Genomic DNA, 24,107 nt, shown 5'->3' on the forward strand with positions numbered 1-24,107 from the left:
TGGCGGTCTCAGTAACGTTCAAACCCGCGCTGCAATTCCCAGTCGGTGATCCGCCGGTCGTACTCTTTCTGTTCCCATTCGGCGGTGTGCACGTAGTGGTCGATCACTTCATCGCCGAACGCTTCGCGCAACATGGTCGAGCCCTGAAGTGCGGCGCAGGCTTCGCGCAGGGTCTTCGATACTTCAGGCAAGTGTTCGTCGACGTAGGCATCGCCTTCGAAGGGCGGCGCAAGGCTGAGTTTTTCGTCAATACCGGCCAGCCCCGCAGCGATCAACGCGGCGAAGGCCAGGTAAGGGTTGAGGTCGGCGCCACCAATGCGACATTCGATGCGGATGGATTTGCTGCCTTCTGCGCACAAACGAAAGCCCGCGGTGCGATTGTCCCGACTCCACACGGCCCGGGTCGGGGCAAAGGTGCCAGCCTGGAAGCGCTTGTACGAATTGATATAAGGCGCGAGAAAGCAGGTGATGTCGTTGGCGTACTTGAGCTGCCCGGCCACCCAGGAGCGCATCAAATTCGACATGCCGAACTCGGCCTTGGTGTCGAAGAACAGCGGCTTTTTACCGTTCTTGTCCCACAGCGAATTGTGGATGTGGCTGCTGGAACCGGCAGCGTCATAGCGCCACTTGGCCATGAACGTGATCGCCTTGCCCTGCAATTGCGCGATCTCTTTGCAGGCGTGCTTGATGATGACGTGGTGGTCTGCCATGGTCAGCGCATCGGCGTAACGGATGTTGATCTCTTCCTGGCCCGGCCCCCATTCACCCTTGGAGTTTTCCACGGGAATGCCGCTGGCCTGCAGATGTTTGCGAATCGCCCGCAGCACTGGCTCTTCGCGGGTGGTCTGCAGGATGTTGTAGTCCTCGATGTAGTGACCGGCTGTTTTCGGCTTGTGGTAGTTGCGCTCGTGGATCGCCTCGTAGCTCTCGTCGAACAGATAGAACTCCAGCTCCGAGGCGAACATGCCGGTGTAGCCGCGCTCGCGCAGTCGCTCAACCTGCTTTTTCAGAATCGCCCGCGGGCTGTGCGGCAGGTCGCGCCGATGGTGATGATCGAGCACATCGCAGAGCACCAGCGCCGTGCACTCGAGCCAGGGCACCCGCCGCAACGTGGCCATGTCGGGTTTGAGCACAAAGTCGCCATAGCCTTTGCTCCAGCTGGCCGCGGCGTAACCCGGCACCGGCTCCATGTCGATGTCGTCGGCCAGCAGGTAATTGCAGCAATGGGTTTCTTCATGGCCGCTGTCGATGAAAAACTCGACCTGGAATCGTTTGCCGACCAGCCGGCCTTGCATGTCGACCATGCAGACCAGAACGGTATCGATCTCGCCAGACGCGGCGGCACGCTTGAGTTGATCAAAACTGAGGAGGGGCTCGGTCATCACGTAGTCCTGCGTGAATGGTTTGGACCTGTCTGAAATAGCTGTTGCAGACGCTCTCCAGAACCAACCAAAACCTGCAGACGCGAGCATCGTGTGCAATGAGCTGCTGTAAGCGTAGCCTACTGTTGCAGTGTGCAAGTTTCGCAAATCGCAGCCTGATGACTCGGGCGCACAGGCGAGAACTGATCGCCCTCCAACGCGAGGAAACAAACATGACAAAGAAGAAAGCGCACAACACCTACCAGCGTCTCGAACAGCAGTACCCGGATTACCTGGCCGCCGTGGAGGCCTTGGGTACGGCGGTGCGTCATACCGGCCCCCTGGAAGAGATCGTTGTCCAGCTGATCCAGCTCGGTGCCGCGGCGGCCATTCGCTCTGAGGGCGCGGTACACAGCCATACCCGACGGGCACTGGAGGCGGGGGCCACGCCAGAGCAGATCCGTCACACGCTGATCTCACTGACCAGCACGATCGGTTTTCCTACCGTCGTTGCGGCCATCAGTTGGGCGGATGATGTGATTGAGACGTGATGATCCTGCTCGACTGTTTGGTGCACCGCCAACTCTATTTGGCAACAGACGAGCAACCTCACTATCAAGCCAGGTACCGCCGAAACCACCCCAGCGTCCGGTCCCACGCCAGCTTGGCTGCGGCCTCATCGTATCGAGGCGTGGAGTCGTTATGAAAACCGTGATTAGCGCCGGGGTAGATGTACGCTTCATAGGCCTTGCCCGCGGCTTTCAGCGCCTTTTCATAGGCGGGCCAGCCTTCGTTGATGCGCGTATCCAGTTCACCGTAGTGCAGCATCACTGGCGCCTTGATTCGGGCGACATCCTTGGCTTCGGGCTGGCGACCATAAAAGGACACGGCAGCCCCCAGTTCCGGATAAGCCACGGCCGCCGCATTGGCGACACCACCGCCGTAGCAGAACCCGGTGATACCGACTTTTCCGCTGCTCGCGTCATGCTTCATCAACCACTCGATGGCGGCGAAAAAGTCGTTCATGAGCTTTTCCGGGTCGACGGTCGCCTGCAACTCCCGGCCTTTGTCATCGTTGCCGGGATAACCGCCCACCGAGGTCAGGCCATCCGGGGCTAGGGCGATGAAGCCTGCCTTGGCCACACGCCGCGCGACGTCTTCGATATACGGGTTGAGCCCGCGATTTTCATGCACGACCACCACCGCCGGCACCTTGCCGGTGGCTTTCGCCGGGCGCACCAGATAGCCACGGACCTGGCCGTTGCCCTTGGGGGATGGATAGGTGATGTACTCGGCAACGATGTCCGGGTCGGTAAATTCAACCTGCTCGGCGAGCGCATAATTCGGACTCAGGGCGGCGAGCAGCGCGCTGGCGGTCAAACCACCCAAGGTGAACAACGCCGCCCGATCCAGAAACTCACGCCGGTTGATTTTGCCGTGGGCGTAGTAGTCGTACAGTTCGAGCAGTTCCGGAGCAAAGTCTTTGGCAGTGAGACGGGCCATCTGTGCGCTTCCTCTTGGGCAGGTGGGTGAGCGATACCTATCGAGCGTAGCCGCTCACCAAAAAAAGAGGTCGGCGCCTAATGCCGGTCAGTTAAGTAATCTGCGCAACAACTCATTCTTGTAGCAGCTGGCGAAGCCTGCGTTCGGCTGCGGAGCAGTCGTAAATCCGACATCCACGGTCTGCCTGGCACACCATGTGTTCTGAATTTGCGACTGCTTCGCAGCCGAACGCAGGCTTCGCCAGCTGCTACGGATTGTGTTGTTTCTTAACTGACCGGTATCCGGGGGGCGTGTGACTCAAGCAAACGCCTGAGATGGTTTGGGGCGCTTGCTTTTGGGGTGGGCAGACGAAAGAAGCTTCCGGCAAATGGGTGCAATCAAACAATATGAAACAAATAGCCGGTTGAGTTGTGATGCTCAGTTCATTTCAAGCATTGCGCACCGGCCTTGGCCACTTGCGCATCCTGCTCGGCTTTGACCCCGGACACGCCAACCGCACCGATCACCTGACCGTCGACAATGATCGGCACCCCGCCCTCAAGGGACGTCAGCAATGGAGCGGACAAAAAGGCGTAGCGCCCGCCATTGACCATCTCTTCATAACCTTTGGATTCGCGCCGGCCGAGGGCCGAAGTGCGGGCCTTTTCGGTGGCGATGTAGGCGCCAATCGGAGCGCAGCCGTCGAGGCGTTCGAGGGCCAGGGGATGGCCGCCGTCATCGACAATCACGATGGTCACGGCCCATTGGTTTTTCTGTGCTTCGGTGCGTGCAGCCGCGAGGATTTGGCTGACTTCGGTCTGGCTCAGTACGGCTTTGCTTTTCATGGGGACTCTCCAGTACTCGGTTAGGGCAAGGCGGCTTCGACCAGTTCGATCCAGTGCCTGACAGGGGTTCGGCCCGCACCGTCGAGGTGGGACTGACAGCCGATATTGGCGGTGACAATGACTTCGGGGTGTCCGCTTTCCAGCGCATTGAGCTTGTTGTCGCGCAGTTGCCGGGACAGTTCCGGTTGGGTCAGCGAATAGGTGCCCGCCGAGCCGCAGCACAGGTGACTGTCGGCAACCGGCGTGAGGTTGAACCCAAGACTGGTCAGAATCGCTTCCACCGCACCGCCCAGTTTCTGCGCGTGCTGCAAGGTGCAGGGGCAATGGAAGGCCAGGCGTTGGGCGCTGTGGATGCCGAGTTTTTCCAGCGGTTCGTCGCGCAGCACTTCGACCAGATCCTTGGCCAGCGCACTGACCTTTTTCGCCTTCTCGGCATAGGCCGGGTCGGTGCGGAGCAAGTGACCGTAATCTTTGATGAAGGCGCCGCAACCGCTGGCGGTTTGCACGATGGCTTCGGCACCGCTTTCAATGCTCGGCCACCACGCGTCAATGTTGCGCCGGGCGCGATCCAGGCCGGCCGCCTGAGCATCGAGGTGATAATCCACCGCGCCGCAGCATCCGGCCTCGCGGGTTGCAATGACGCTGATCCCCAGTCGATCCAGTACCCGCGCGGCAGCCGCGTTGGTATTGGGTGACAGACTCGGTTGCACGCAGCCTTCGAGCATCAGCACTTGCCGGGCATGGCGAGTGACCGGGCGTGGCTTGGCCGGATAGATGCGGCGCGGCAACTTGATCTGCAAGGTGTTGGGCAACAACGCCCGGAACACCTGGCCACTGCTGACCAGCCCTTTGAACAATGCAGGATTGGGCACGACGCTGCGCAATCCCTCGCGCAACAAGCGCTGACCGAGCGGGCGCGGCACCGCCGCATCGACCACCGCCCGGCCGATGTCCAGCAAGTTGTGGTAATCGACACCGGAAGGGCAGGTGGTTTCGCAGTTACGGCACGACAGGCAGCGATCCAGGTGCTGTTGGGTCTTTTGCGTGACTTCATTGCCCTCCAGAACCTGTTTGATCAGGTAAATGCGGCCCCGCGGTCCGTCCAGTTCATCGCCGAGCAATTGATAGGTCGGGCAGGTGGCATTGCAGAAACCGCAGTGCACGCAGGTGCGCAGAATGCTTTCGGCTTCTTCGGCGCGGGGCAGGTGGCGGGCTTGTTCGCTCAAGGTGGTCTGCATGGGTCAAAGCTCCGCGTACAGGCGCCCGGGGTTGAAGATGCCCCGGGGATCGAGTTGTTGCTTCAGGCTCCGGTGGTAGCGCATCAATGCGCCAGGCAACGGTTGAAACGGACTGTCGATCAGGCCATGGGTGTAGCAGGTCACATGCCCGCCGACTTCTTCGACGATCGAGCGGATGAACGCTGCCTCCGCGTCGGATTTGAGCCAGCGCTGCGCGCCGCCCCAATCGAGTAGCTGACGGCCAGGCAGGGAAAGCCGAGGCGTGTTGTGAGGGACGGACAGGCGCCAAAGTGCCTGGTCCTCATCGAAGAAGCTCAATCGATGTTCGTTGAGATCATCCCAGTACGAGGCGTCGAGCAACTCGCCGCCCAGTCGGTCATGTGCCGCAGCCACCGAGCCTTCGCCACCCTCAAGTCGCAGGTGCAGGCGCTGCCCATCGTGGCACGCAGCACTGATCGGCAACGGCTGCTGGCCCCATTCGGCGAGGCGCAGCAAGGCGCGGTCACTGTCCATTTCCAGGCTGATGCTTAACGCTTGACGCGGCTTGGGCAGGACCTTGAGCGAGACTTCGGTGACCACGCCGAGCGAGCCGTAGCTGCCGGCCATCAAGCGCGACAGGTCGTAGCCGGCGACGTTTTTCATGACTTCGCCACCAAAGCGCAAATGCTTGCCGTGGCCTGTAATGACGCGGGTCCCGAGGACAAAGTCCCTGACGGAGCCCGACCAGGGACGCCGTGGACCCGACAGCCCGCTGGCGATCATGCCGCCGACCGTGGCGCCGTCGCCGAAGGAGGGCGGTTCGCAGGGCAGCATCTGCTGCGCCGCGTCCAGCACTTCGGCCAGTTCTGTCAAAGGAGTGCCGCAGCGGGCGGTGATCACCAATTCGGTCGGGTCGTAGCTGACGATGCCTCGGTGGCTGCGCGTGTCGAGCACTTCGCCCGCCACAATGCGCCCAAGAAACGCCTTGCTGTTGGAGCCTTGAATGCGCAACGGCGTGGCGTTTTGCAACGCCTGGTTGACTTGCTCCAGCAGCGAGGCGCTGTCGTCGTTATCGTGTTCGCTACGCATCAGAAACGCTCCAGTTCAGGGAAGGGCAACTGACCCATGTGAACGTGCATGGCGCCAAACTCGGCGCAGCGGTGCAGCGTCGGGATGTTCTTGCCGGGGTTGAGCAAACCACTCGGATCGAAGGCGGCTTTGACGGCATGGAACACGGTCAACTCATCGCTATTGAACTGCGCGCACATCTGATTGATTTTCTCCCGGCCCACGCCGTGTTCACCGGTGATGCTGCCACCAACCTTCACGCACAATTCGAGGATCTTGCCGCCCAGGGTTTCAGCGCGATCGAGCTCGCCCGGTTGATTGGCATCGAACAGAATCAGCGGGTGCATGTTGCCGTCACCGGCGTGAAAAACATTGGCCACCCGCAGGCCGTACTCGGCTGATAACGCGGCGATCGCCTGCAGCACGCCGGGCAACTCGCGGCGCGGGATCGTCCCGTCCATGCAGTAATAATCCGGCGAGAGGCGACCCACCGCCGGGAATGCATTCTTGCGCCCGGCCCAGAAACGCACGCGTTCGGCTTCATCGCGGGCCTGGCGCACTTCGGTGGCGCCGGCCTGTTCCAGCACTTGGCGCACGCGGTCGCAGTCATCATGAACGTCGGCTTCAACGCCATCGAGCTCGCACAGCAAAATGGCTTCGGCGTCGACCGGATAGCCAGCGTGGATAAAGTCTTCGGCGGCGCGAATGGCCAGGTTGTCCATCATCTCCAGGCCACCGGGGATGATGCCGGCGGCAATAATGTCACCCACCGCGCGGCCCGCCTTCTCGACGGAATCGAACGCCGCCAGCAGCACTTTAGCGGTCTGGGGTTTGGGCAGCAGTTTGACCGTGACCTCGGTGATGATACCGAGCATGCCTTCGGAGCCGGTGAACAACGCCAGCAGATCGAAGCCCGGAGAATCGAGCGCCTGGGAACCCAGGGGCAGGTGTTCGCCGTCGACGGTGAGGATGTCGACCTTAAGCAGGTTGTGCACGGTCAGCCCATATTTCAGGCAATGCACGCCACCGGCGTTTTCCGCCACATTGCCGCCGATTGAACAAGCGATCTGCGAGGAAGGGTCCGGCGCGTAATACAAGCCAAACGGCGCTGCAGCCTGGGAAATCGCCAGATTGCGCACCCCCGGCTGTACCCGAGCCGTACGGGCGGCGGGGTCGATGTGCAGAATAGAGTTGAAGCGCGCCATTACCAGCAGCACGCCTTTTTCCAGCGGCAAGGCCCCGCCGGACAAACCGGTGCCGGCACCGCGGGCGACCACCGCGACTTGCCGCTCATGGCAGAGTCGAAGCACACCTTGCACCTCGTCAACGTTGCGTGGCAGCACCACCAGCATGGGCGTGGTTCGGTAAGCAGAAAGCCCGTCGCATTCGTACGGTTTGAGTTCTTCCTGTTGATGCAGGACTTCCAGATCCGGCCACTGTGTTTGCAGGGCTTGCAGCAAGGCAGTTTTGTCGACATCGGGCAGGGCGCCATCGACGCGTTCATCGTAAAGAATGTTCATAGGCGGTTGACGACCCTCAGTTGTTTTTATAGGAGGTCTGTGTCCGTTTACCACTGACTTGCATCATTGGCCTGAGGCGCTCTACTGTCTATGTGTTGTTTGGCTGGTCGAACCAGTTTTTTATTCGATGGTTTTTTATTAAGTTAAAAAAGATGTTCTAAAACATAAATATAGCCTGGTGGTTGAACATCTGTTGTTTTGGCGGTGAGGCTGGTCATACCAGTTGGAGAGTCGATGGAAAGGGCAGAAACGAGCCGTAATCCACAAGTCGCAGACGTGGTCTGTGAGCGTATTGAGCGTCTGATCGTCGACGGGGTACTCAAGACCGGGCAATTGTTGCCGTCGGAACGTCGTCTGACCGAAAAACTTGGCGTTTCCCGCACGGCACTTCGCGAGGGCCTGAAGTTGTTGCGCGCTCGCGGGATTATCAAGACAGAACAGGGCAAAGGCTCTTTTGTGGCCGATCTTTCGGGACACGGTGCCGCGTCGCCGTTGATGCACTTGTTCAGCTCACAACCGCGCACACTCTACGATTTGTTCGAGGTCCGCAGCCTGCTCGAAGGCGAGTCCGCACGCCTGGCGGCGTTGCGCGGAACCGATGCCGATTTCGTCCTCATCACCCGCAGCTATGAGGCGTTGTGCAACGCCCATAGCCGTTCGCTGGAGGCGAGCGAACACGCCCGGCTCGATCACGCGTTCCACCTGGCGATTTGCGAGGCTTCGCACAACCCGGTGCTGGTGCAGACCTTGCGCTCGCTGACGGACTTGCTGCCGAGCACGGTGTTTGCCTCGGTCAATAACCTTTACCACCGCGAACCGCAAAAGCGTCAGATCGACCGTCAACATGCGCGGCTCTACAACGCCGTCACCGGCCGTATGCCCGAACAGGCGCGCAAGGCGGCCATCGCGCATATCCAGAGCATTTGCGAGAACCTCAAGGAAATCGAAAGCGAGGAACAACGTCTGGTCAGGGCCACGCTGCGACTTGAGGGATGGGCGTAAGGCCCGGGTCCCCCTTCGCGAGCAGGCTCGCTCCTACATTTGATCTGCGTTGACTTCAAACCATCAGTTCAGAGGCGTGATTCTGCCGAGCATCACTGGCAATCAGCTGCCCGATCTGTACAAACAACTCATCACTCTCTGCTTGCGTACAGTCCTCGCCATAACGCTTGCGCAACCCGTAATGGCTAAGAATCAGATGCACATCCGCGCGCAGGCCATGCTGCTTCAGGCAATTTTCAACACATTGCAACGGGCAACCATCCAACGCAAAAATCCGCCGCCCCGAACGTGCCTTGTTGACCAGCGCCGCCACATGCCCGCCGACCCCGACGATGCAGGACATTTCCGCCAGGCCGCTGCGATCCAGCCGCACGGCCAGGGTGTTGGCCAGTTGGGCGACGTTGGAGCAGCCTGAGCAGGAGTAAATCAGGGGCAAGGTTGAACGGGACATGAGCGCTCTCCATGGATGGACTTCTTCAGTGTGCAAGGCCGCTGGCATTGCGCATTGACTGCGGTCAATTCCGTCTATTGGAAGGCCGCGAGGTCCTCTTCGGCGAGGATGCTGATATTGCGCCGTTCCATGGCAATCAGGCCGCTGTCCACCAGACGGTGCAGGATCCGCGAAAAGGTTTCCGGCTGAATACCCAGCTTCGAGGCGACCAGGCGTTTGGACACCTGCAAGACAATCAAGCCGCTGACCGGGTTGCGTTCCTGGAACAGAAAATTGATCACCCGCCGGCTCGCACTGGCCATGGTCAAGGTGTCGATGTCGCGCAGACGCAGGTGCAAGTGCACGCTCATACTCGCGAGGATCGCCAGGCAAACTTTTGGCTGGTCTTCCAGGGCATTGCGGTAATGGCTGCCCTCGATACTCACCAGCACGCTGTCCTTCAGCGCAGTGGCGCTCACCGGGTAGAGACGGGCCTGGCTGAACAGCAAGGCTTCGGCAAAGGTCTGGCCGGGGTGAATGATCTCCACCAGGTTCTCCTGGCCTTCACCGGTCAGCCGGTACAACTTGATCTGGCCGCTGACCAGCAGAAAAAAACGCTTGGCCGGGTCGCCCTGGTGCATGAGCGTGCTGTGACAGGCCAGGCGCTTGAGCATGGCCAGGCCGCAGACTTCCTCGAAGATTTTCTCCGGCAACTGGCTGAACAGATGATGACGACGCAACGTTAAAACGATGGAAGGGTGGGTCAGCATGGCGTACCTCCGCTGACGCTCATAGTAGAGAGCGCCGGCCGGATGACCTATGCCTCTGCCGGCCTACCTCCAAAGAGGCATGCCTGTCAGCCGGCATTGCGCAGATGCTCCATGGCCCACACCGCCGCCTCGACCCGCGAGCGCAAACCGAGTTTGTGCAGCAGGTTTTTCACGTGAACCTTGACCGTGCCTTCGGTGATGCCCAGCTTGTGCCCGATGACCTTGTTGCTGAAACCGCTGGCGATGGTTTTCAGCACCTGACGCTCACGCTCGGTCAGTTCCACCACAGTTTGACGCTGCGGTGAGCGCAGGGCCTGGGCCATGACCTGGGTCAGCCCCGGGCTGATCACCAATTCGCCGTTCAAGGCATTGCGGATGTACTGAATCAACAGTTCGGGCTCCATGTCCTTGAGCAGGTAGCCGTCGGCATCCAGACGCAGTGCGTCGCGAATATCGTCTTCGGCATCCGAGACCGTAAACAGCAACACCTTGCCGGTGTAGTGCATCGCCCGTAATTGGCGCAGGGTTTCAATGCCATTCATCAGCGGCATGTTGTTATCGAGCAGCACCAGATCCGGTTGCAGCGGTTCGATCATGCTGAGTGCTTCTTCACCGTTATTGGCTTCGCCGACGATCAGGAAATCATCTTCAAGTTCGAGCATCTGACGGATGCCGTGACGCATCATCGGGTGGTCGTCGACCAGCAGGATGGTGTGTTGCAGGGACGGGTTCATGTGACGCTACCTTCTGTTTGCTGCCCGAGAAACTCCGGTTGGAATTCCAGTTGGACGCGGGTGCCTTGCGGCTCCCTGGACACTATTTCGAGTTGACCGCGCAGGCTGCGGGCGCGCTCATCCATGATTTTCAGACCGTGGTGTTCGCGTTGGTCGACGTTACCGCTGAAGCCACGCCCGTCGTCTTCGACGATAAGCCTGACGGTTTCACCGTCCTGACGCAGTTGCAGCCAGGCGTTTTGCGCATGGGCGTGGCGCAGGCAGTTGGAGAGCGCCTCGCGGGTGATCTGCAAAATGTGGATCTGTTCGCTGGCCGATAACTGAAAGGCCAGCGCGTCGACGTGCAGGTGCACCTGGAATTCCCCTCGTCGGGAAAACTCCTCGGCGGTGTCCTTGAGTTCCTGTACCAGCCCCGCATCGTGAATCTGCAAGCGAAAGGTGGTCAGCAATTCGCGTAACTGGCGATAGGCATTGTTCAGCCCTTCGCGCAGTTCGGCGGTGACGTTTTCCAGGGTCTCGACCGGTTCGCCACGGCGCATCAGGGTCTGCAGGCGGCTGACTTGCAGCTTCATGTAGGACAAGGCCTGGGCCAGTGAGTCGTGCAGCTCGCGGGCGATGATCGTGCGTTCTTCGAGAAGAAGCAGGCGATGATCCTGTTCCCGCTGGCGTTTGAGCGACAGCGAGGTACCAATCAGGTTGGCCAGGGCCTGGATCAGTTGGGTTTCCCAGGCTTGCGTCGGGTGCCCGTCGACAAAATGCGCCTTGAGTTCACCCAGTTCACTGCCCTGATTGCTGATGCTGAAGGTTTGCGGGCTGGCTTTATGGTGCTTCTGGCACGTGGCGCAATCGCTGCTGGCGCAGACTTCCCGGATGTTCGCGCCATGCAGGGCGAGCAACTGCTGGGACGGTGCCTGCATTTGTCCTTGCAGGCACAGCGACAAGCGCAAGCCGGGCAAGCGTTGCTGGAAGCGCCGGATCAACTCGTCCAGGCCTTCGGCATTGGCCAGGCGCGTGGCCAGGCTGCGACTGCTTTGGTACAGCAACTCAAGAGCGGCATTGGCTTGTTGCAGGTTCAGGGTTTTTTGCTGGACCTGACTCTCAAGGGTGCGATGGGAGTCTTCGATCGTCTCGGCCATGGCGTTGAAACTCATGGCCAACTGGCCCAGTTCATCCTGGGACTGATGGTTGACCCGCACCTTGAAATCGCCGCGACGAAAGCGCTGGGTCGCGTCCACCAACTCTTTCAAGGGCATGACGACCCCGTACTGCAACTCGTAGAGCCCAATCAGCAGGACGAACAGGGTGGTGAACAAGGCCAAGCCCTGGATCACCTGTTGCCAGCCTTGCTTCTGTTCGCTTTGGCGCTGCAACAGGTTGACGAACTGGTTCAGTCGTTCAATGAAGGGCAGGGCCTGGACCTGAAAATAGGCGGCATCGCCACGCTCCAGTGCCGGGCGCAAATCCTCCTTCCATTGTTGCTGGATTTGCTCGTAGCTGAGTTGCAGCGCGGTGGTCGGACCATCTTCCAGTACCGCCTTGAGTGACTGGCTGTTGAGCCGGGTTTGCAGGCTGTCGCTGACGGCGATGATTTCTTCGCCGGTTACCCCCGCGGCCAGTTTCCAGCTCAGGTGGTAGGTCTCCATGCGCACCGAGCCGGCGGTGTTGATGGCGGCCGCATCGCCTTGGCTGAACCAGGCGATCAGTCCGGCGCTCAACGAACTGGCGAGGGCGAGGACGGCGATCAGGATCACCGCCAGCCCGGCGCGAGCGGGCAGGGAGCTGCGCAACCAGCGGATCATCAGCGCAGGTCCCGGAAGAAATCAGCAAAACAGCACACGTGGAGCTCCAGGAAGGGGGTTTGCCGCCGATCCCGGGCGCGCTACCTCTAAAGAGTTGTCGACTGATCCTTGTCAGCAAAAACCTTTGAAGAAAACCTCAAGACACTGATAAATCAATGGTTTCAGGGTTTTCCTGTACTACCTCCTTAGAGGTAGACCGCGCAAGCATAGGCCTATGCCCCCCGGGGCTTCGTTGATATGGATCAAGTTTTTGCGGGGTTGGCCTCTCTAGTCTGCCGCCATGGCTAACTGACTGGAGAGCATTTGTGAACCAACCTCGTGTACGACAAGGCTTGGTGCTGGGCATGAGCACACTGGCCTTCACTGTGTGTTTCATGGTCTGGATGATGTTTGCCGTGCTCGGTGTACCGATCAAGGACCTGCTCCAGCTCAACGAAACCCAATTCGGTCTGCTGGCTGCGACCCCGGTGCTGACCGGCTCACTGGTGCGTTTGCCACTGGGTCTGCTGACCGACCGCTTTGGCGGGCGCAGCGTGTTCTTCCTGTTGATGCTGGCCTGTGTGGCGCCGCTGTACCTGATCAGTCACGCCACCGCCTACTGGCAGTTCCTGGGGCTGGGCTTGTTCGTCGGCCTGGCCGGCGGCTCGTTCTCGGTCGGGATTGCCTACGTCGCCAAATGGTTCGACAAGGAGAACCAGGGCTTCGCGATGGGCATCTTCGGTGCCGGTAACGCCGGGGCCGCGGTGACCAAGTTTCTCGCCCCGGCACTGATCGCTGCCGGCAGTTGGCAGTTGGTGCCGAAAGTCTTCAGCGCGATCCTCTTTATTACCGCGCTGCTGTTCTGGTTTCTCAGTGCCGAAAACAAGGACCACCGCAGTGCCTCCGGCGCTACCTTGCGTGAGCAATTGAGCTCGCTGAAGGACCCGGCAGTGTGGCGCTACTGCCAGTACTACTCGATCGTCTTCGGTGGCTACGTCGCCCTGGCCCTGTGGATGACCAAGTACTACGTGCAGGAATATGGTTTCAGCCTGCAAAGCGCGGCGCTGCTGGCGGCCTGTTTCTCCCTGCCCGGTGGTGTGCTGCGTGCGGTCGGCGGCTGGATGTCGGATCGCTGGGGTGCGCAAAGCGTGACCTGGTGGGTGTTGTGGGTCAGCTGGATCTGCCTGTTCCTGCTCTCGTATCCCCAGACCCAACTGCAAGTGCAGACCATCAACGGCCCGATAGATTTCCACATCGGCCTGAACCCGGCGCTGTTCACCGTGCTGCTGTTCGTCATGGGCATCGCCTTCGCGTTTGGCAAGGCCTCGGTCTTCAAATACATCGCCAACGACTACCCGAAAAACATGGGCGCGGTGTCCGGCATCGTCGGCCTCGCCGGTGGCCTGGGCGGTTTCGTGCTGCCGATCCTGTTCGGCGCCCTGGTGGACCTCACCGGCGTGCGCTCTTCCTGCTTCATGTTGATGTACGGCGTGGTCTGGGTCTCCCTCACCTGGATGTACTTCAGCGAAATACGCAAAAGCGCGGTGCTGGGTAAAACGCCGCTGCTGACCCCGTCCCCGATTTCCAGCATTGCCCTAGGAGAAGAACATGTCCGTTCTGCAAAAGCCTGACAAAGGCCCGGTCATTCATGACTGGCGCCCCGAGGACCCAGCATTCTGGGGAAGTAGCGGCAAACAGACCGCCACGCGCAACTTGTGGATTTCCATTCCTGCGCTGCTGTTGGCCTTCGCGGTGTGGATGGTCTGGAGCACGGTAATCGTGCGTTTGAACGCCATCGGCTTCACCTTCAGCACCGACCAGTTGTTCTGGCTGGCGGCGTTGCCGGGCCTGTCCGGGGCGACCTTGCGCGTCTTCTACTCCTTTATGGTGCCGATCTTCGGTGGCCGTCGCTGGACCGCCCTGAGCACCGCGTCACTGTTGTTGCCCTCGATCTGGATGGGCTTCGCCGTGCAGGACCCGAGCACCTCTTACGGCGTGTTCGTATTGATCGCCTTGCTCTGCGGTTTCGGTGGCGGCAACTTCGCCTCGAGCATGTCCAACATCAGTTTCTTCTATCCCAAGTCGCAGCAGGGCACGGCCCTTGGCCTCAACGCCGGGCTGGGTAACCTGGGCGTTTCGGTGATGCAGTTCTGTGTACCGCTGGTGATTACCTTCGGCGTGTTCGGCTTCATGGGCGGCTCGCCGCAAGCATTGCCGGATGGCGGCCAGTTGTGGCTGCAGAACGCAGGCTTCATTTGGGTACCGTTCATTGTCCTGGTGACGGTGCTGGCCTGGTTCGGCATGAATGACCTGTCCAGTGCCCGCGCTTCTTTCAGCGAGCAGGCGGTGATCTTCAAACGCAAACACAACTGGCTGATGTGCTGGTTGTACCTGGCGACTTTCGGTTCGTTCATCGGCTTCTCCGCCGCGTTTCCGCTGCTGATCAAAACCTCGTTCCCTGATGTTATCGCCTTGAAATTCGCCTTCCTCGGCCCATTGGTCGGTGCGCTGGTACGCCCATTGGGCGGCTGGCTGGCGGACAAGCTCGGCGGCGCGAAAGTGACCTTGTGGAACTTCGTGGCGATGATCGCGATGGTCTTCGCCGTGATGCACTTCCTGCCGCAAAACGGTCAGGGCGGCAACTTCTACGGCTTCCTCGGCATGTTCATGCTGCTGTTCATCACCACTGGCATCGGCAACGGCTCCACCTTTCGGATGATCCCGGTGATCTTCCGCACCCAGCATGAAAAAGCCTCGGTCGGAAAACCACCGGCCGTGCGCGAACAAGCGCTGAAAAATGCCGGCAAAGAGTCAGCCGCCGTCCTGGGCTTCAGTTCGGCCATGGGCGCCTTCGGTGCGTTCTTTATCCCCAAATCCTTCGGCTCTTCGATGGCCCTGACCGGCGGCCCGGAGATGGCCTTCTACATGTTCGTCGGCTTTTACCTGAGCTGCATCGTGGTGACCTGGTGGTGGTACGCGCGCAAAGGCGCCGCGACACCCTGCTGAGAAGGCCCGAATTCAATCATTGCGTGGGCGGGGCACAGACTCCGCGACAAAGCCTGAGAGGACTACACCGTGAGTCATTTACTGGATCAATTGCGGTTTTTCAATCGCAAGCAAAACGAGTTTTCAGACGGTCATGGCGAGACCCGCAAAGAGTCTCGCGATTGGGAGAACGTCTACCGTTCGCGCTGGCAGTACGACAAGATCGTGCGTTCCACCCACGGGGTGAACTGCACCGGGTCGTGCTCGTGGAAAATCTACGTCAAGAACGGCCTGATTACCTGGGAAACCCAGCAGACCGACTACCCGCGTACCCGTAACGACCTGCCGAACCATGAGCCCCGTGGCTGCCCGCGTGGTGCCAGTTACAGCTGGTACATCTACAGCGCCAACCGGCTCAAGTACCCGAAAATCCGCAAGCCGTTGCTCAAGCTCTGGCGCGATGCGCGGCAAACCATGGCGCCGGTCGAAGCCTGGGCCAGCATCGTCGAGGACAAGGCCAAGGCCGACTCCTATAAAAGCAAGCGCGGCATGGGTGGCTTCATTCGTTCCAACTGGGAAGAAGTCAACGAGATCATTGCCGCGGCCAACGTCTACACCATCAAGCAATACGGCCCGGACCGGATCGTCGGCTTCTCGCCGATCCCGGCCATGTCGATGGTCAGCTACGCGGCAGGCTCGCGTTACCTGTCGCTGATCGGCGGCGCCTGCCTGAGTTTCTACGACTGGTACTGCGACTTGCCACCCGCCTCGCCGATGGTCTGGGGCGAGCAGACCGACGTGCCGGAATCGGCCGACTGGTACAACTCCAACTACATCATTGCCTGGGGCTCCAACGTCCCGCAGACCCGTACCCCGGATGCGCACTTCTTTACCGAAGTCCGCTACAAGGGCACCAAGACTGTGGCGATCACTCCGGATTACTCGGAAGTCGCCAAGCTCACTGACCTGTGGCTGAACCCTAAACAAGGCACCGATGCGGCGCTGGCCCAGGCGTTCAACCATGTGATCTTCAAAGAATTCCACCTGGACAAACCGAGCGCCTATTTCACTGACTACGCCAAGCGCTTTACTGATTTGCCAGTGTTGGTGCTGCTCAAGCAAATGGTCGACAAGGCCCCAGGCGCCGGTTATCAGCCGGACCGCTTCCTGCGCGCCAGCGACCTGACCGACAACCTCGGCCAGGAAAACAACCCGGAATGGAAAACCATCGCCCTCGATGTCAGCGGTGAACTGGTGTCCCCTCAGGGTTCCATCGGTTATCGCTGGGGCGAGAAGGGCAAGTGGAACATCCTGCCTCGTGAAGGCGGCGAAGGCCGTGAGATCGATCTGAAGCTGAGCCTGATCGGTGACGACGTTGCCGAAGTGGCATTCCCGTATTTTGCCGGCGAATCCCACGAGCACTTCCAGCACGTGGCCGGCGATGCCGTGCAATACCGTCGCGTGCCGGTGCACAACGTGGTGCTGGCGGACGGCAGTGTGGCCAAAGTCGCCACCGTGTTCGACCTGTCGGCCGCCAACCTGGCGATCGATCGCGGCCTCGGCGGCGCAAACGTGGCCAAGGATTACAACGACGCCTCGGTGCCCGGCACCCCGGCGTGGCAAGAGCAGATCACCGGCGTCAGCCGTGAGAAAGCCATCCAGATTGCCCGTGAATTCGCCGACAACGCCGACAAGACCAAGGGTCGCTCGATGATCATCGTCGGCGCGGCGATGAACCACTGGTACCACATGGACATGAACTACCGCGGGCTGATCAACATGCTCATGCTCTGCGGGTGTGTCGGTCAGACCGGTGGCGGTTGGGCGCATTATGTCGGTCAGGAAAAACTCCGTCCGCAATGCGGCTGGCTGCCCCTGGCATTCGGCCTGGACTGGAACCGTCCGCCTCGTCAAATGAACGGCACCAGCTTCTTCTACGCCCACAGTTCGCAATGGCGCCACGAGAAGATGAGCATGCACGACGTGCTCTCGCCGCTGGCCGATAAATCGCAATTCCCCGAGCATGCCCTGGACTACAACATCCGCGCCGAACGCGCCGGCTGGTTGCCCAGCGCACCGCAACTCAACACCAACCCTTTGCACATTTGCCGCGACGCCGCTGCCGCCGGCATGGACCCGAAAGACTACGTGGTCAAGTCGCTGCAGGACGGTTCGCTGCGTTTCTCCTGCGAACAGCCGGACAGCCCGGTCAACTTCCCGCGCAACATGTTCATCTGGCGTTCCAACCTGCTGGGCTCCTCGGGCAAGGGCCACGAGTACATGCTCAAGTACCTGCTCGGCACCAAGAACGGGGTAATGAACGAAGACATCGGCCAGGTCGGCGACTGCAAACCCGAAGAAGCCGAATGGGTGGACGAGGGCGCCATCGGTAAGCTCGATCTGGTCACCACCCTGGACTTCCGCATGTCTTCGACCTGCGTCTATTCCGACATCGTGTTGCCGACTGCAACCTGGTACGAAAAAGACGACATGAACACCTCGGACATGCACCCATTCATTCACCCGTTGTCGGCCGCCATCGACCCGGCGTGGGAATCGCGTTCCGACTGGGAAATCTACAAAGGCATCGCCAAGGCGTTTTCCAGCATGGCCGAAGGGCACCTGGGCGTTGAAAAGGACCTGGTGACCATCCCGTTGATGCACGACAGCGTCGGTGAACTGGCCCAACCGTTTGGCGGCACCGACTGGAAAAGCGACGGCGTGGCACCGGTGCCGGGCAAGAACGCACCGAACCTGCATGTGGTGGAGCGTGACTACCCGAACATCTACAAGCAGTTCTCGTCCCTCGGGCCATTGCTGGAGAAAAACGGCAACGGCGGCAAAGGCATCAACTGGAACACCGAAGACGAAGTGAAATTCCTCGGTGAACTCAATCACAAGGAAGGTGACGCCGGCATCAGCCAGGGTCGGCCAAAAATCGACACGGCCATTGACGCTGCTGAAGTGATTCTGTCGCTGGCACCGGAAACCAACGGCCAGGTCGCCGTCAAGGCCTGGGCCGCACTGTCGGAATTCACCGGCATCGACCACAGCCACCTGGCGCTGTCCAAGGCCCACGAGGCCATCCGTTTTCGCGACATTCAGGCACAGCCGCGCAAGATCATTTCCAGCCCGACCTGGTCGGGTCTAGAAGACGATCACGTCAGCTACAACGCCGGCTACACCAACGTTCACGAAGGGATCCCATGGCGCACCATCACCGGTCGCCAGCAGTTCTACCAGGATCACCCGTGGATGCAGGCGTTCGGCGAGCAACTGATGAGTTATCGCCCGCCCGTCAACACCCGCACCATCGAAGGGGTGAAAGGCAAGCGCAGTAACGGCCACAAGGAAATCGTCCTGAACTGGATTACCCCGCACCAGAAGTGGGGCATCCACAGCACCTACAGCGACAACCTGCTGATGCTCACCCTCAGCCGTGGCGGGCCGATTGTCTGGCTCTCGGAGAACGACGCGAAAAGCGCCGACATCGAGGACAACGACTGGATCGAGTGCTTCAACGTCAACGGTGCACTGACCGCCCGTGCGGTGGTCAGCCAACGGGTCAAGGACGGCATGGTGATGATGTATCACGCACAGGAACGGATCGTGAACGTGCCCGGTTCGGAAACCACCAAGACCCGTGGCGGCCATCACAACTCGGTCACCCGCGTCGTGCTCAAGCCGACCCACATGATCGGCGGCTATGCCCAGCAGGCCTACGGTTTCAACTATTACGGCACCGTCGGTTGCAACCGCGATGAATTCGTCGTGGTGCGCAAAATGTCCAAAGTCGACTGGCTCGATGGTTCAAGTGGCGATGACCTGCCACGTCCGCTGCCGACCGATATCGAGGAAAACTGAGATGAAGATTCGCTCACAAATCGGCATGGTTCTGAACCTGGACAAATGCATCGGTTGCCACACCTGCTCGATCACCTGCAAAAACGTCTGGACCAGCCGCGAAGGCATGGAATACGCCTGGTTCAACAACGTCGAATCGAAACCCGGGATCGGCTACCCGAAAGAATGGGAAAACCAGGACAAGTGGAAGGGCGGCTGGATCCGCAACGCCAACGGCACGATCAACCCGCGCATCGGCGGTAAATTCCGCGTGTTGGCGAACATTTTCGCCAACCCGGACCTGCCGAGCCTCGACGACTACTACGAACCGTTCGACTTCGATTACCAGCACCTGCACACCGCACCGCTGGGCGAGCATCAACCCACCGCGCGTCCGCGTTCGCTGATCTCCGGCAAGCGCATGGAGAAAATCGAGTGGGGCCCGAACTGGGAAGAGATCCTCGGCACAGAATTCGCCAAGCGTCGCAAGGACAAGAACTTCGACAAGATCCAGGCGGACATTTACGGCGAGTACGAAAACACCTTCATGATGTATTTGCCGCGCCTGTGCGAGCACTGCCTCAACCCGACGTGCGCAGCGGCGTGCCCGAGCGGGGCGATCTACAAGCGTGAAGAAGACGGCATCGTCCTGATCGACCAGGAGAAATGCCGGGGCTGGCGGATGTGCATCAGCGGCTGCCCGTACAAGAAGATCTATTTCAACTGGAAGAGTGGCAAGTCCGAGAAGTGCATCTTCTGCTACCCGCGTATCGAAGCCGGGATGCCGACCGTTTGCGCGGAAACCTGCGTCGGGCGCATCCGTTACCTCGGTGTGCTGCTGTATGACGCCGACCGCATCAGCGAAGTGGCGAGCACCGCCAATGAGCAGGACCTGTACGAGAAACAACTGGAGATCTTCCTCGATCCGAATGACCCGGCAGTGATTCGTCAGGCCCTGGCCGATGGCGTACCGCAATCGGTGATTGATTCAGCCCAGCGTTCGCCGGTCTACAAAATGGCCGTGGACTGGAAACTCGCACTGCCGCTGCACCCGGAATACCGCACCTTGCCGATGGTTTGGTACGTACCGCCGCTGTCGCCGATCCAGAACGCTGCCACTGCCGGCACCGTCGGCATGAACGGAGTGATCCCGGACGTCGACAGCCTGCGTATTCCACTGAAGTACCTGGCCAACCTGCTGACGGCGGGCGATGAAAAACCGGTCAAGCGTGCGCTTAAGCGCTTGCTGGCGATGCGCGCCTACAAACGCTCCGAGCAAGTCGACGGCGTTCAGGATCTGCAAGTACTGAAGGATGTTGGCCTGAGCGTGGCCCAGGTCGAGGAGATGTATCGCTACCTGGCGATCGCCAACTATGAAGACCGCTTTGTGGTGCCGAGCGCGCACCGTGAAGACGCCATGAGCGACGCCTTCGCCGAACGCTCCGGTTGCGGCTTCAGTTTCGGCAGCGGCTGTAGCGGCAGTTCCGACACCAACATGTTTGGTGCCAAGAAAGCCAACCGCCGCGACATCCTGAAAACCGTGCAGTTGTGGGAGGAATGAGCATGCAAATTCTCAAAGTGATTTCGCTGCTGCTCGATTACCCGACCGAGACGCTGATTGGCGGTCGCGACGAACTGGAGCAAGCGATTATCCAGTCCCGGGAAATCAGCCCGACACAGCGCGGTGCGTTGTTCGAATTGCTCGAGCTGATCTGCGCCAATGACCTGATGGACGGGCAGGAGCACTACGGTGCGCTGTTCGGTCGGGGTCGCTCGCTGTCGCTGCTGTTGTTCGAACACGTGCACGGTGAATCCCGCGACCGTGGCCAGGCGATGGTCGACATGATGGCGCAGTACGAAGAAGCCGGTTTTGCCATCGGCGTCAAAGAGCTGCCGGACTATATCCCGCTGTACCTGGAGTTCCTCTCCACCCGCGAAGACATCGAGGCTCGCGAGGGCCTGGCGGATGTTTCGCACTTGCTGGCCTTGCTCGCCGCACGTCTGGAAGAGCGTGAAAGCGCCTATGCCAGCTGCTTCCGGGCGCTGCTGCAAATCGCCGGGGCCGAGCCGCATCAGGCGGTCGCCGACCTGCGGGCGCAGGTGGCGGCGGAACCGCGTGACGACTCCCTCGAAGCTCTCGACAAGATCTGGGAAGAGGAAGCCGTGGACTTTCTCCAGGCCGAACAGCAAGACCGTTGCAGTTCGCTGCCAAGCGCACCGGGCAAGGCCCGTGAGGAAAGCGCAGTGCCGTTGCACTGGGTGGATTTTCAGCATGAAGGGCTGGCCGCCGCGCCAGCCAAGGAGGTAGGCAATGTCTAAATGGAACCTGTTGTTGTTCGGGGTCTATCCCTATGTCGCTTTGGCCATTTGCCTGATCGGCAGTTGGGCGCGCTTCGACCTGTCGCAATACAGCTGGAAAGCAGGTTCGAGCCAGATGCTCAATCAGCGCGGCATGCGCGTGGCGAGCAACCTCTTCCACGTCGGTGTGTTGTTTGTGCTGGCCGGACACTTCGTCGGCCTGTTGACCCCGGCGTCGATTTATCACCACGTGATCAGCACTGAGAACAAACAGTTGCTGGCAATGGTCTCGGGCGGGTTCTTCGGCCTGCTGTGCCTGATCGGCCTGCTGATGCTGGTTAACCGGCGGCTCAACGACCCTCGGGTCCGCGCTACTTCCAGTCCTTCGGACATCCTGATTCTGCTGGTCCTGCTGGCGCAATTGCTGCTCGGTCTGCTGACCATCGTCGCGTCCACCGGCCACATGGACGGCTCGGTGATGGTGATGCTCGCCGATTGGGCGCAGAACACCGTGCTGTTGCGGCCAGTGGAAGCAGCGGCGGCCATCGCCCCGGTCGGGTTGATCTACAAGTTGCATGTGTTTCTCGGCTTGACCCTGTTTGTGCTGTTCCCCTTCACCCGTCTCGTACACATGATCAGCGCACCGATCTGGTACCTGGGGCGTCGTTATCAAATCGTTCGTCAGAAGTACTGAGGAGACAATCATGTCAGGTGGATGTGGATGTGGTGGCGGTAATGGGGGCAGCGGTGGCTGCGGTTCTTCAAAAAAGGCCGAGGCTGTTCTCGACATTGCGCCGGTCGCAGCGGCGCAGTTCGAAGCCCTGCCGGTTGAACCCGCAGGGGCCGATAACGCCCCGGCGCAGTTGATCGCCAGCAGTGAACAGGAGTGGCCGATCATCAGCGTCAACGAGGTCTCGATCACCCCGGAAGCGATGGCCCAGGAGCTGCAATATCACCCGGCCGAAAGCCGCGAGGAGGCAGTCTATCTGGCCGCCCGGGCGCTGGTGATCCGCGAATTATTGCAGCAGCGCATCGCCGAGCTCGGCGTGTCGCTGGAGATCAGCGCCGGTGAGAACGAAGAAGAAGCGGCCACGCGCTTGTTGCTCGAACGTGAGGTGAAAGTGCCGCAGTGCGACGAGGAAACCAGCCTGCGTTACTACGAAAACAATCGCGGACGCTTCCACAGCGCACCGTTGCTGGCGGTGCGGCACATCCTGCTCGAATGCGCGCCGGACGACGTTGAAGCCAGGGAACTTGCGCAGGGTCAGGCCGAAGTCCTGCTGCAGCAACTGGATGAATTCCCCGGCAGTTTCGCCGAGCTGGCCGTGAAGTATTCGGCCTGCCCGTCGAAGGCTCAAGGCGGTTCTTTGGGACAGATCAGCAAGGGCCAGACCGTGCCCGAACTGGAACGTCAGCTGTTCACCCTGGCACCGGGCCTGGCCAGCAAACCGCTGGAAAGTCGCTACGGCTGGCATGTGATCAGCGTCGATCAGCGGATCGAAGGCATGCCGTTGCCCTATGAAGTGGTGTCGACGGCGATTCGCACGCAGTTGCAGCAAGGCGTCTGGCAAAAAGCGCTGGTGCAGTACCTGCAAACCCTGATCGGTGCGGCGGATATTCGCGGTATCCACTTGCAGGGCGCCGACTCACCGCTGGTGCAGTGAGCCTCGAGGCAAACCGGGAGATGTGATGAACGCTGTAATGCAGGATGGCTTTGGACGGCAGATCGATTATCTGCGGATGTCGGTGACGGACCGCTGTGATTTTCGCTGTGTGTATTGCATGGCGAAAAACATGACGTTCCTGCCGCGTCAGCAGGTGCTCACCCTGGAAGAGTTGCAGCGTTTGGCGACGCTGTTCGTCGGGTTGGGCGTACGCAAGATCCGCCTGACCGGTGGTGAGCCGCTGATTCGTCCGGGCATTGTCGAACTGTGCCGCAACATCGCCGCGCTGCCCGGTTTGCGCGAACTGGTGATGACCAGCAACGGCTCGCAACTGAGCCGCCTGGCCCGGCCGTTGGTCGACGCCGGGGTCAAGCGGATGAACATCAGCCTCGATAGCCTGGACGGACAGAAATTTCGCGCGATCACCCGCATCGGCGATCTCGACCAGGTGCTTAACGGCATTGAAGCGGCGCGGGAGGCGGGGTTTGAGCGGATCAAACTCAATTGCGTGGTGATGAAGGGGCGCAACTTTGATGAGGTCCCGGCGTTGGTGCAGTACGCCATCGACCAACGTATCGACATCAGTTTCATCGAAGAAATGCCCTTGGGCGACGTCGGTCGTTCCCGGGGTGAATCGTTTTGTTCCAGCGACGAAGTGCGCACGCTGATCGCCAGCCAGCATCGATTGCTCGACAGCACCGAAAACAGCGGCGGACCGGCGCGCTACGTGCGCCTGGAACGTCATCCCGAGACACGGATCGGTTTCATTTCGCCCAACAGCCACAACTTTTGTGGCAGCTGTAATCGGGTGCGGATGACGGTTGAAGGGAAGTTGTTGCTGTGCCTGGGGCAGGACGATGCGCTGGATTTGCGTGGATTGCTGCGGCGATATCCGTTGGATGACCAACCGGTGATCAACGCGGTGCAGAAGGCCTTGCGCGGCAAGCCATTGCGCCACGATTTCAGCCCCGACCGGGAGGTACAGATTGTGCGGTTCATGAATATGAGTGGCGGTTGAACTGACCTTTAAAACACAGCAAATCCAATGTGGGAGCGGGCTTGCTCGCGAAGACGGAGTATCAGTCGACATCAATGTTGACTGGTAAACCG

Annotated in this window: 20 protein-coding genes; 10 read left to right on the forward strand and 10 right to left on the reverse strand. The window is 60.2% G+C overall.

From position 1 onward, the window contains the following. Nucleotides 1-8: 8 nt before the first annotated feature. Entirely contained in the window at nt 9-1,382 is a 1,374-nt protein-coding gene (locus tag PFAS1_RS25015) for a glutamine synthetase family protein (RefSeq protein WP_076030936.1), read from the reverse strand. 212 nt (nt 1,383-1,594) lie between these two features. Between PFAS1_RS25015 and PFAS1_RS25020 the strand changes: the two genes are divergently transcribed. Beyond that, a complete protein-coding gene (locus PFAS1_RS25020; RefSeq protein ID WP_008157167.1) occupies nt 1,595-1,912 on the forward strand; it encodes a carboxymuconolactone decarboxylase family protein in 318 nt (105 codons plus the stop codon). A gap of 64 nt (nt 1,913-1,976) precedes the next feature. Here the strand turns inward: PFAS1_RS25020 and yghX are convergent, their stop codons facing one another. The 5 genes from yghX to glcD all read right to left on the reverse strand — a co-directional run bounded on the left by yghX (nt 1,977) and on the right by glcD (nt 7,493). Then, entirely contained in the window at nt 1,977-2,864 is an 888-nt protein-coding gene (gene yghX / locus PFAS1_RS25025) for a YghX family hydrolase (RefSeq protein ID WP_076030937.1), read from the reverse strand. 422 nt (nt 2,865-3,286) lie between these two features. Continuing rightward, complete coding sequence (locus tag PFAS1_RS25030) at nt 3,287-3,688, reverse strand: heme-binding protein (protein ID WP_074877152.1); 402 nt, start codon at nt 3,686-3,688, stop codon at nt 3,287-3,289. A gap of 20 nt (nt 3,689-3,708) precedes the next feature. Continuing rightward, a complete protein-coding gene (glcF, locus tag PFAS1_RS25035) occupies nt 3,709-4,926 on the reverse strand; it encodes a glycolate oxidase subunit GlcF (RefSeq protein ID WP_076030938.1) in 1,218 nt (405 codons plus the stop codon). A gap of 3 nt (nt 4,927-4,929) precedes the next feature. Next, nucleotides 4,930-5,994, reverse strand: coding sequence for a glycolate oxidase subunit GlcE (gene glcE / locus PFAS1_RS25040; RefSeq protein ID WP_076030939.1), 1,065 nt, complete (start codon nt 5,992-5,994; stop codon nt 4,930-4,932). After that, on the reverse strand, nt 5,994-7,493 hold the full coding sequence (gene glcD / locus PFAS1_RS25045; RefSeq protein WP_076030940.1) for a glycolate oxidase subunit GlcD: 1,500 nt from the start codon (nt 7,491-7,493) through the stop codon (nt 5,994-5,996). Before glcD ends, glcE begins: the two co-directional genes overlap by 1 nt. 234 nt (nt 7,494-7,727) lie before the next feature. Here glcD and glcC point away from each other — a divergent pair, with 234 nt between their 5' ends. Continuing rightward, nucleotides 7,728-8,495, forward strand: coding sequence for a transcriptional regulator GlcC (gene glcC, locus PFAS1_RS25050; RefSeq protein ID WP_076030941.1), 768 nt, complete (start codon nt 7,728-7,730; stop codon nt 8,493-8,495). 55 nt (nt 8,496-8,550) lie between these two features. Here the strand turns inward: glcC and PFAS1_RS25055 are convergent, their stop codons facing one another. From PFAS1_RS25055 to PFAS1_RS25070, 4 genes are all read right to left on the reverse strand, one after another. After that, a complete protein-coding gene (locus PFAS1_RS25055; RefSeq protein ID WP_076030942.1) occupies nt 8,551-8,946 on the reverse strand; it encodes a putative zinc-binding protein in 396 nt (131 codons plus the stop codon). A gap of 74 nt (nt 8,947-9,020) precedes the next feature. Continuing rightward, the gene (locus PFAS1_RS25060; protein WP_074877141.1) at nt 9,021-9,695 is read right to left on the reverse strand and encodes a Crp/Fnr family transcriptional regulator; all 675 of its coding nucleotides are present in this window, start codon (nt 9,693-9,695) and stop codon (nt 9,021-9,023) included. Between the two features lie 86 nt (nt 9,696-9,781). Next, a complete protein-coding gene (gene narL / locus PFAS1_RS25065) occupies nt 9,782-10,429 on the reverse strand; it encodes a two-component system response regulator NarL (protein ID WP_076030943.1) in 648 nt (215 codons plus the stop codon). Beyond that, nucleotides 10,426-12,228: a HAMP domain-containing protein gene (locus PFAS1_RS25070; RefSeq protein ID WP_076030944.1), complete on the reverse strand. Its 1,803-nt coding sequence runs from the start codon at nt 12,226-12,228 to the stop codon at nt 10,426-10,428. Before PFAS1_RS25070 ends, narL begins: the two co-directional genes overlap by 4 nt. A gap of 305 nt (nt 12,229-12,533) precedes the next feature. Here PFAS1_RS25070 and PFAS1_RS25075 point away from each other — a divergent pair, with 305 nt between their 5' ends. The 8 genes from PFAS1_RS25075 (at nt 12,534) to moaA (ending at nt 24,015) form a co-directional block, all read left to right on the forward strand. Beyond that, nucleotides 12,534-13,838 (forward strand): MFS transporter, encoded by a 1,305-nt coding sequence (locus PFAS1_RS25075; protein WP_076030945.1) that lies wholly within the window; start codon nt 12,534-12,536, stop codon nt 13,836-13,838. Further along, complete coding sequence (locus PFAS1_RS25080) at nt 13,816-15,213, forward strand: NarK family nitrate/nitrite MFS transporter (RefSeq protein ID WP_076030946.1); 1,398 nt, start codon at nt 13,816-13,818, stop codon at nt 15,211-15,213. The genes PFAS1_RS25075 and PFAS1_RS25080 overlap by 23 nt, the downstream gene beginning before the upstream one ends. 69 nt (nt 15,214-15,282) lie before the next feature. Continuing rightward, nucleotides 15,283-19,056 (forward strand): nitrate reductase subunit alpha, encoded by a 3,774-nt coding sequence (locus PFAS1_RS25085; RefSeq protein WP_076030947.1) that lies wholly within the window; start codon nt 15,283-15,285, stop codon nt 19,054-19,056. A 1-nt stretch (nt 19,057) separates the two neighbouring features. Beyond that, a complete protein-coding gene (narH, locus tag PFAS1_RS25090) occupies nt 19,058-20,596 on the forward strand; it encodes a nitrate reductase subunit beta (RefSeq protein WP_033059086.1) in 1,539 nt (512 codons plus the stop codon). A gap of 2 nt (nt 20,597-20,598) precedes the next feature. Then, complete coding sequence (gene narJ / locus PFAS1_RS25095; RefSeq protein ID WP_074877128.1) at nt 20,599-21,354, forward strand: nitrate reductase molybdenum cofactor assembly chaperone; 756 nt, start codon at nt 20,599-20,601, stop codon at nt 21,352-21,354. After that, nucleotides 21,347-22,027 (forward strand): respiratory nitrate reductase subunit gamma, encoded by a 681-nt coding sequence (gene narI / locus PFAS1_RS25100; RefSeq protein ID WP_074877127.1) that lies wholly within the window; start codon nt 21,347-21,349, stop codon nt 22,025-22,027. Before narJ ends, narI begins: the two co-directional genes overlap by 8 nt. A gap of 10 nt (nt 22,028-22,037) precedes the next feature. Continuing rightward, nucleotides 22,038-22,997, forward strand: coding sequence for a peptidylprolyl isomerase (locus PFAS1_RS25105; protein ID WP_076030948.1), 960 nt, complete (start codon nt 22,038-22,040; stop codon nt 22,995-22,997). 25 nt (nt 22,998-23,022) lie between these two features. Next, nucleotides 23,023-24,015 (forward strand): GTP 3',8-cyclase MoaA, encoded by a 993-nt coding sequence (gene moaA / locus PFAS1_RS25110; RefSeq protein ID WP_076030949.1) that lies wholly within the window; start codon nt 23,023-23,025, stop codon nt 24,013-24,015. The last annotated feature ends 92 nt before the right edge of the window (nt 24,016-24,107 follow it).

The organism is Pseudomonas frederiksbergensis (genome assembly GCF_001952935.1).
Taxonomy (GTDB): Bacteria; Pseudomonadota; Gammaproteobacteria; order Pseudomonadales; family Pseudomonadaceae; genus Aquipseudomonas; species Aquipseudomonas frederiksbergensis.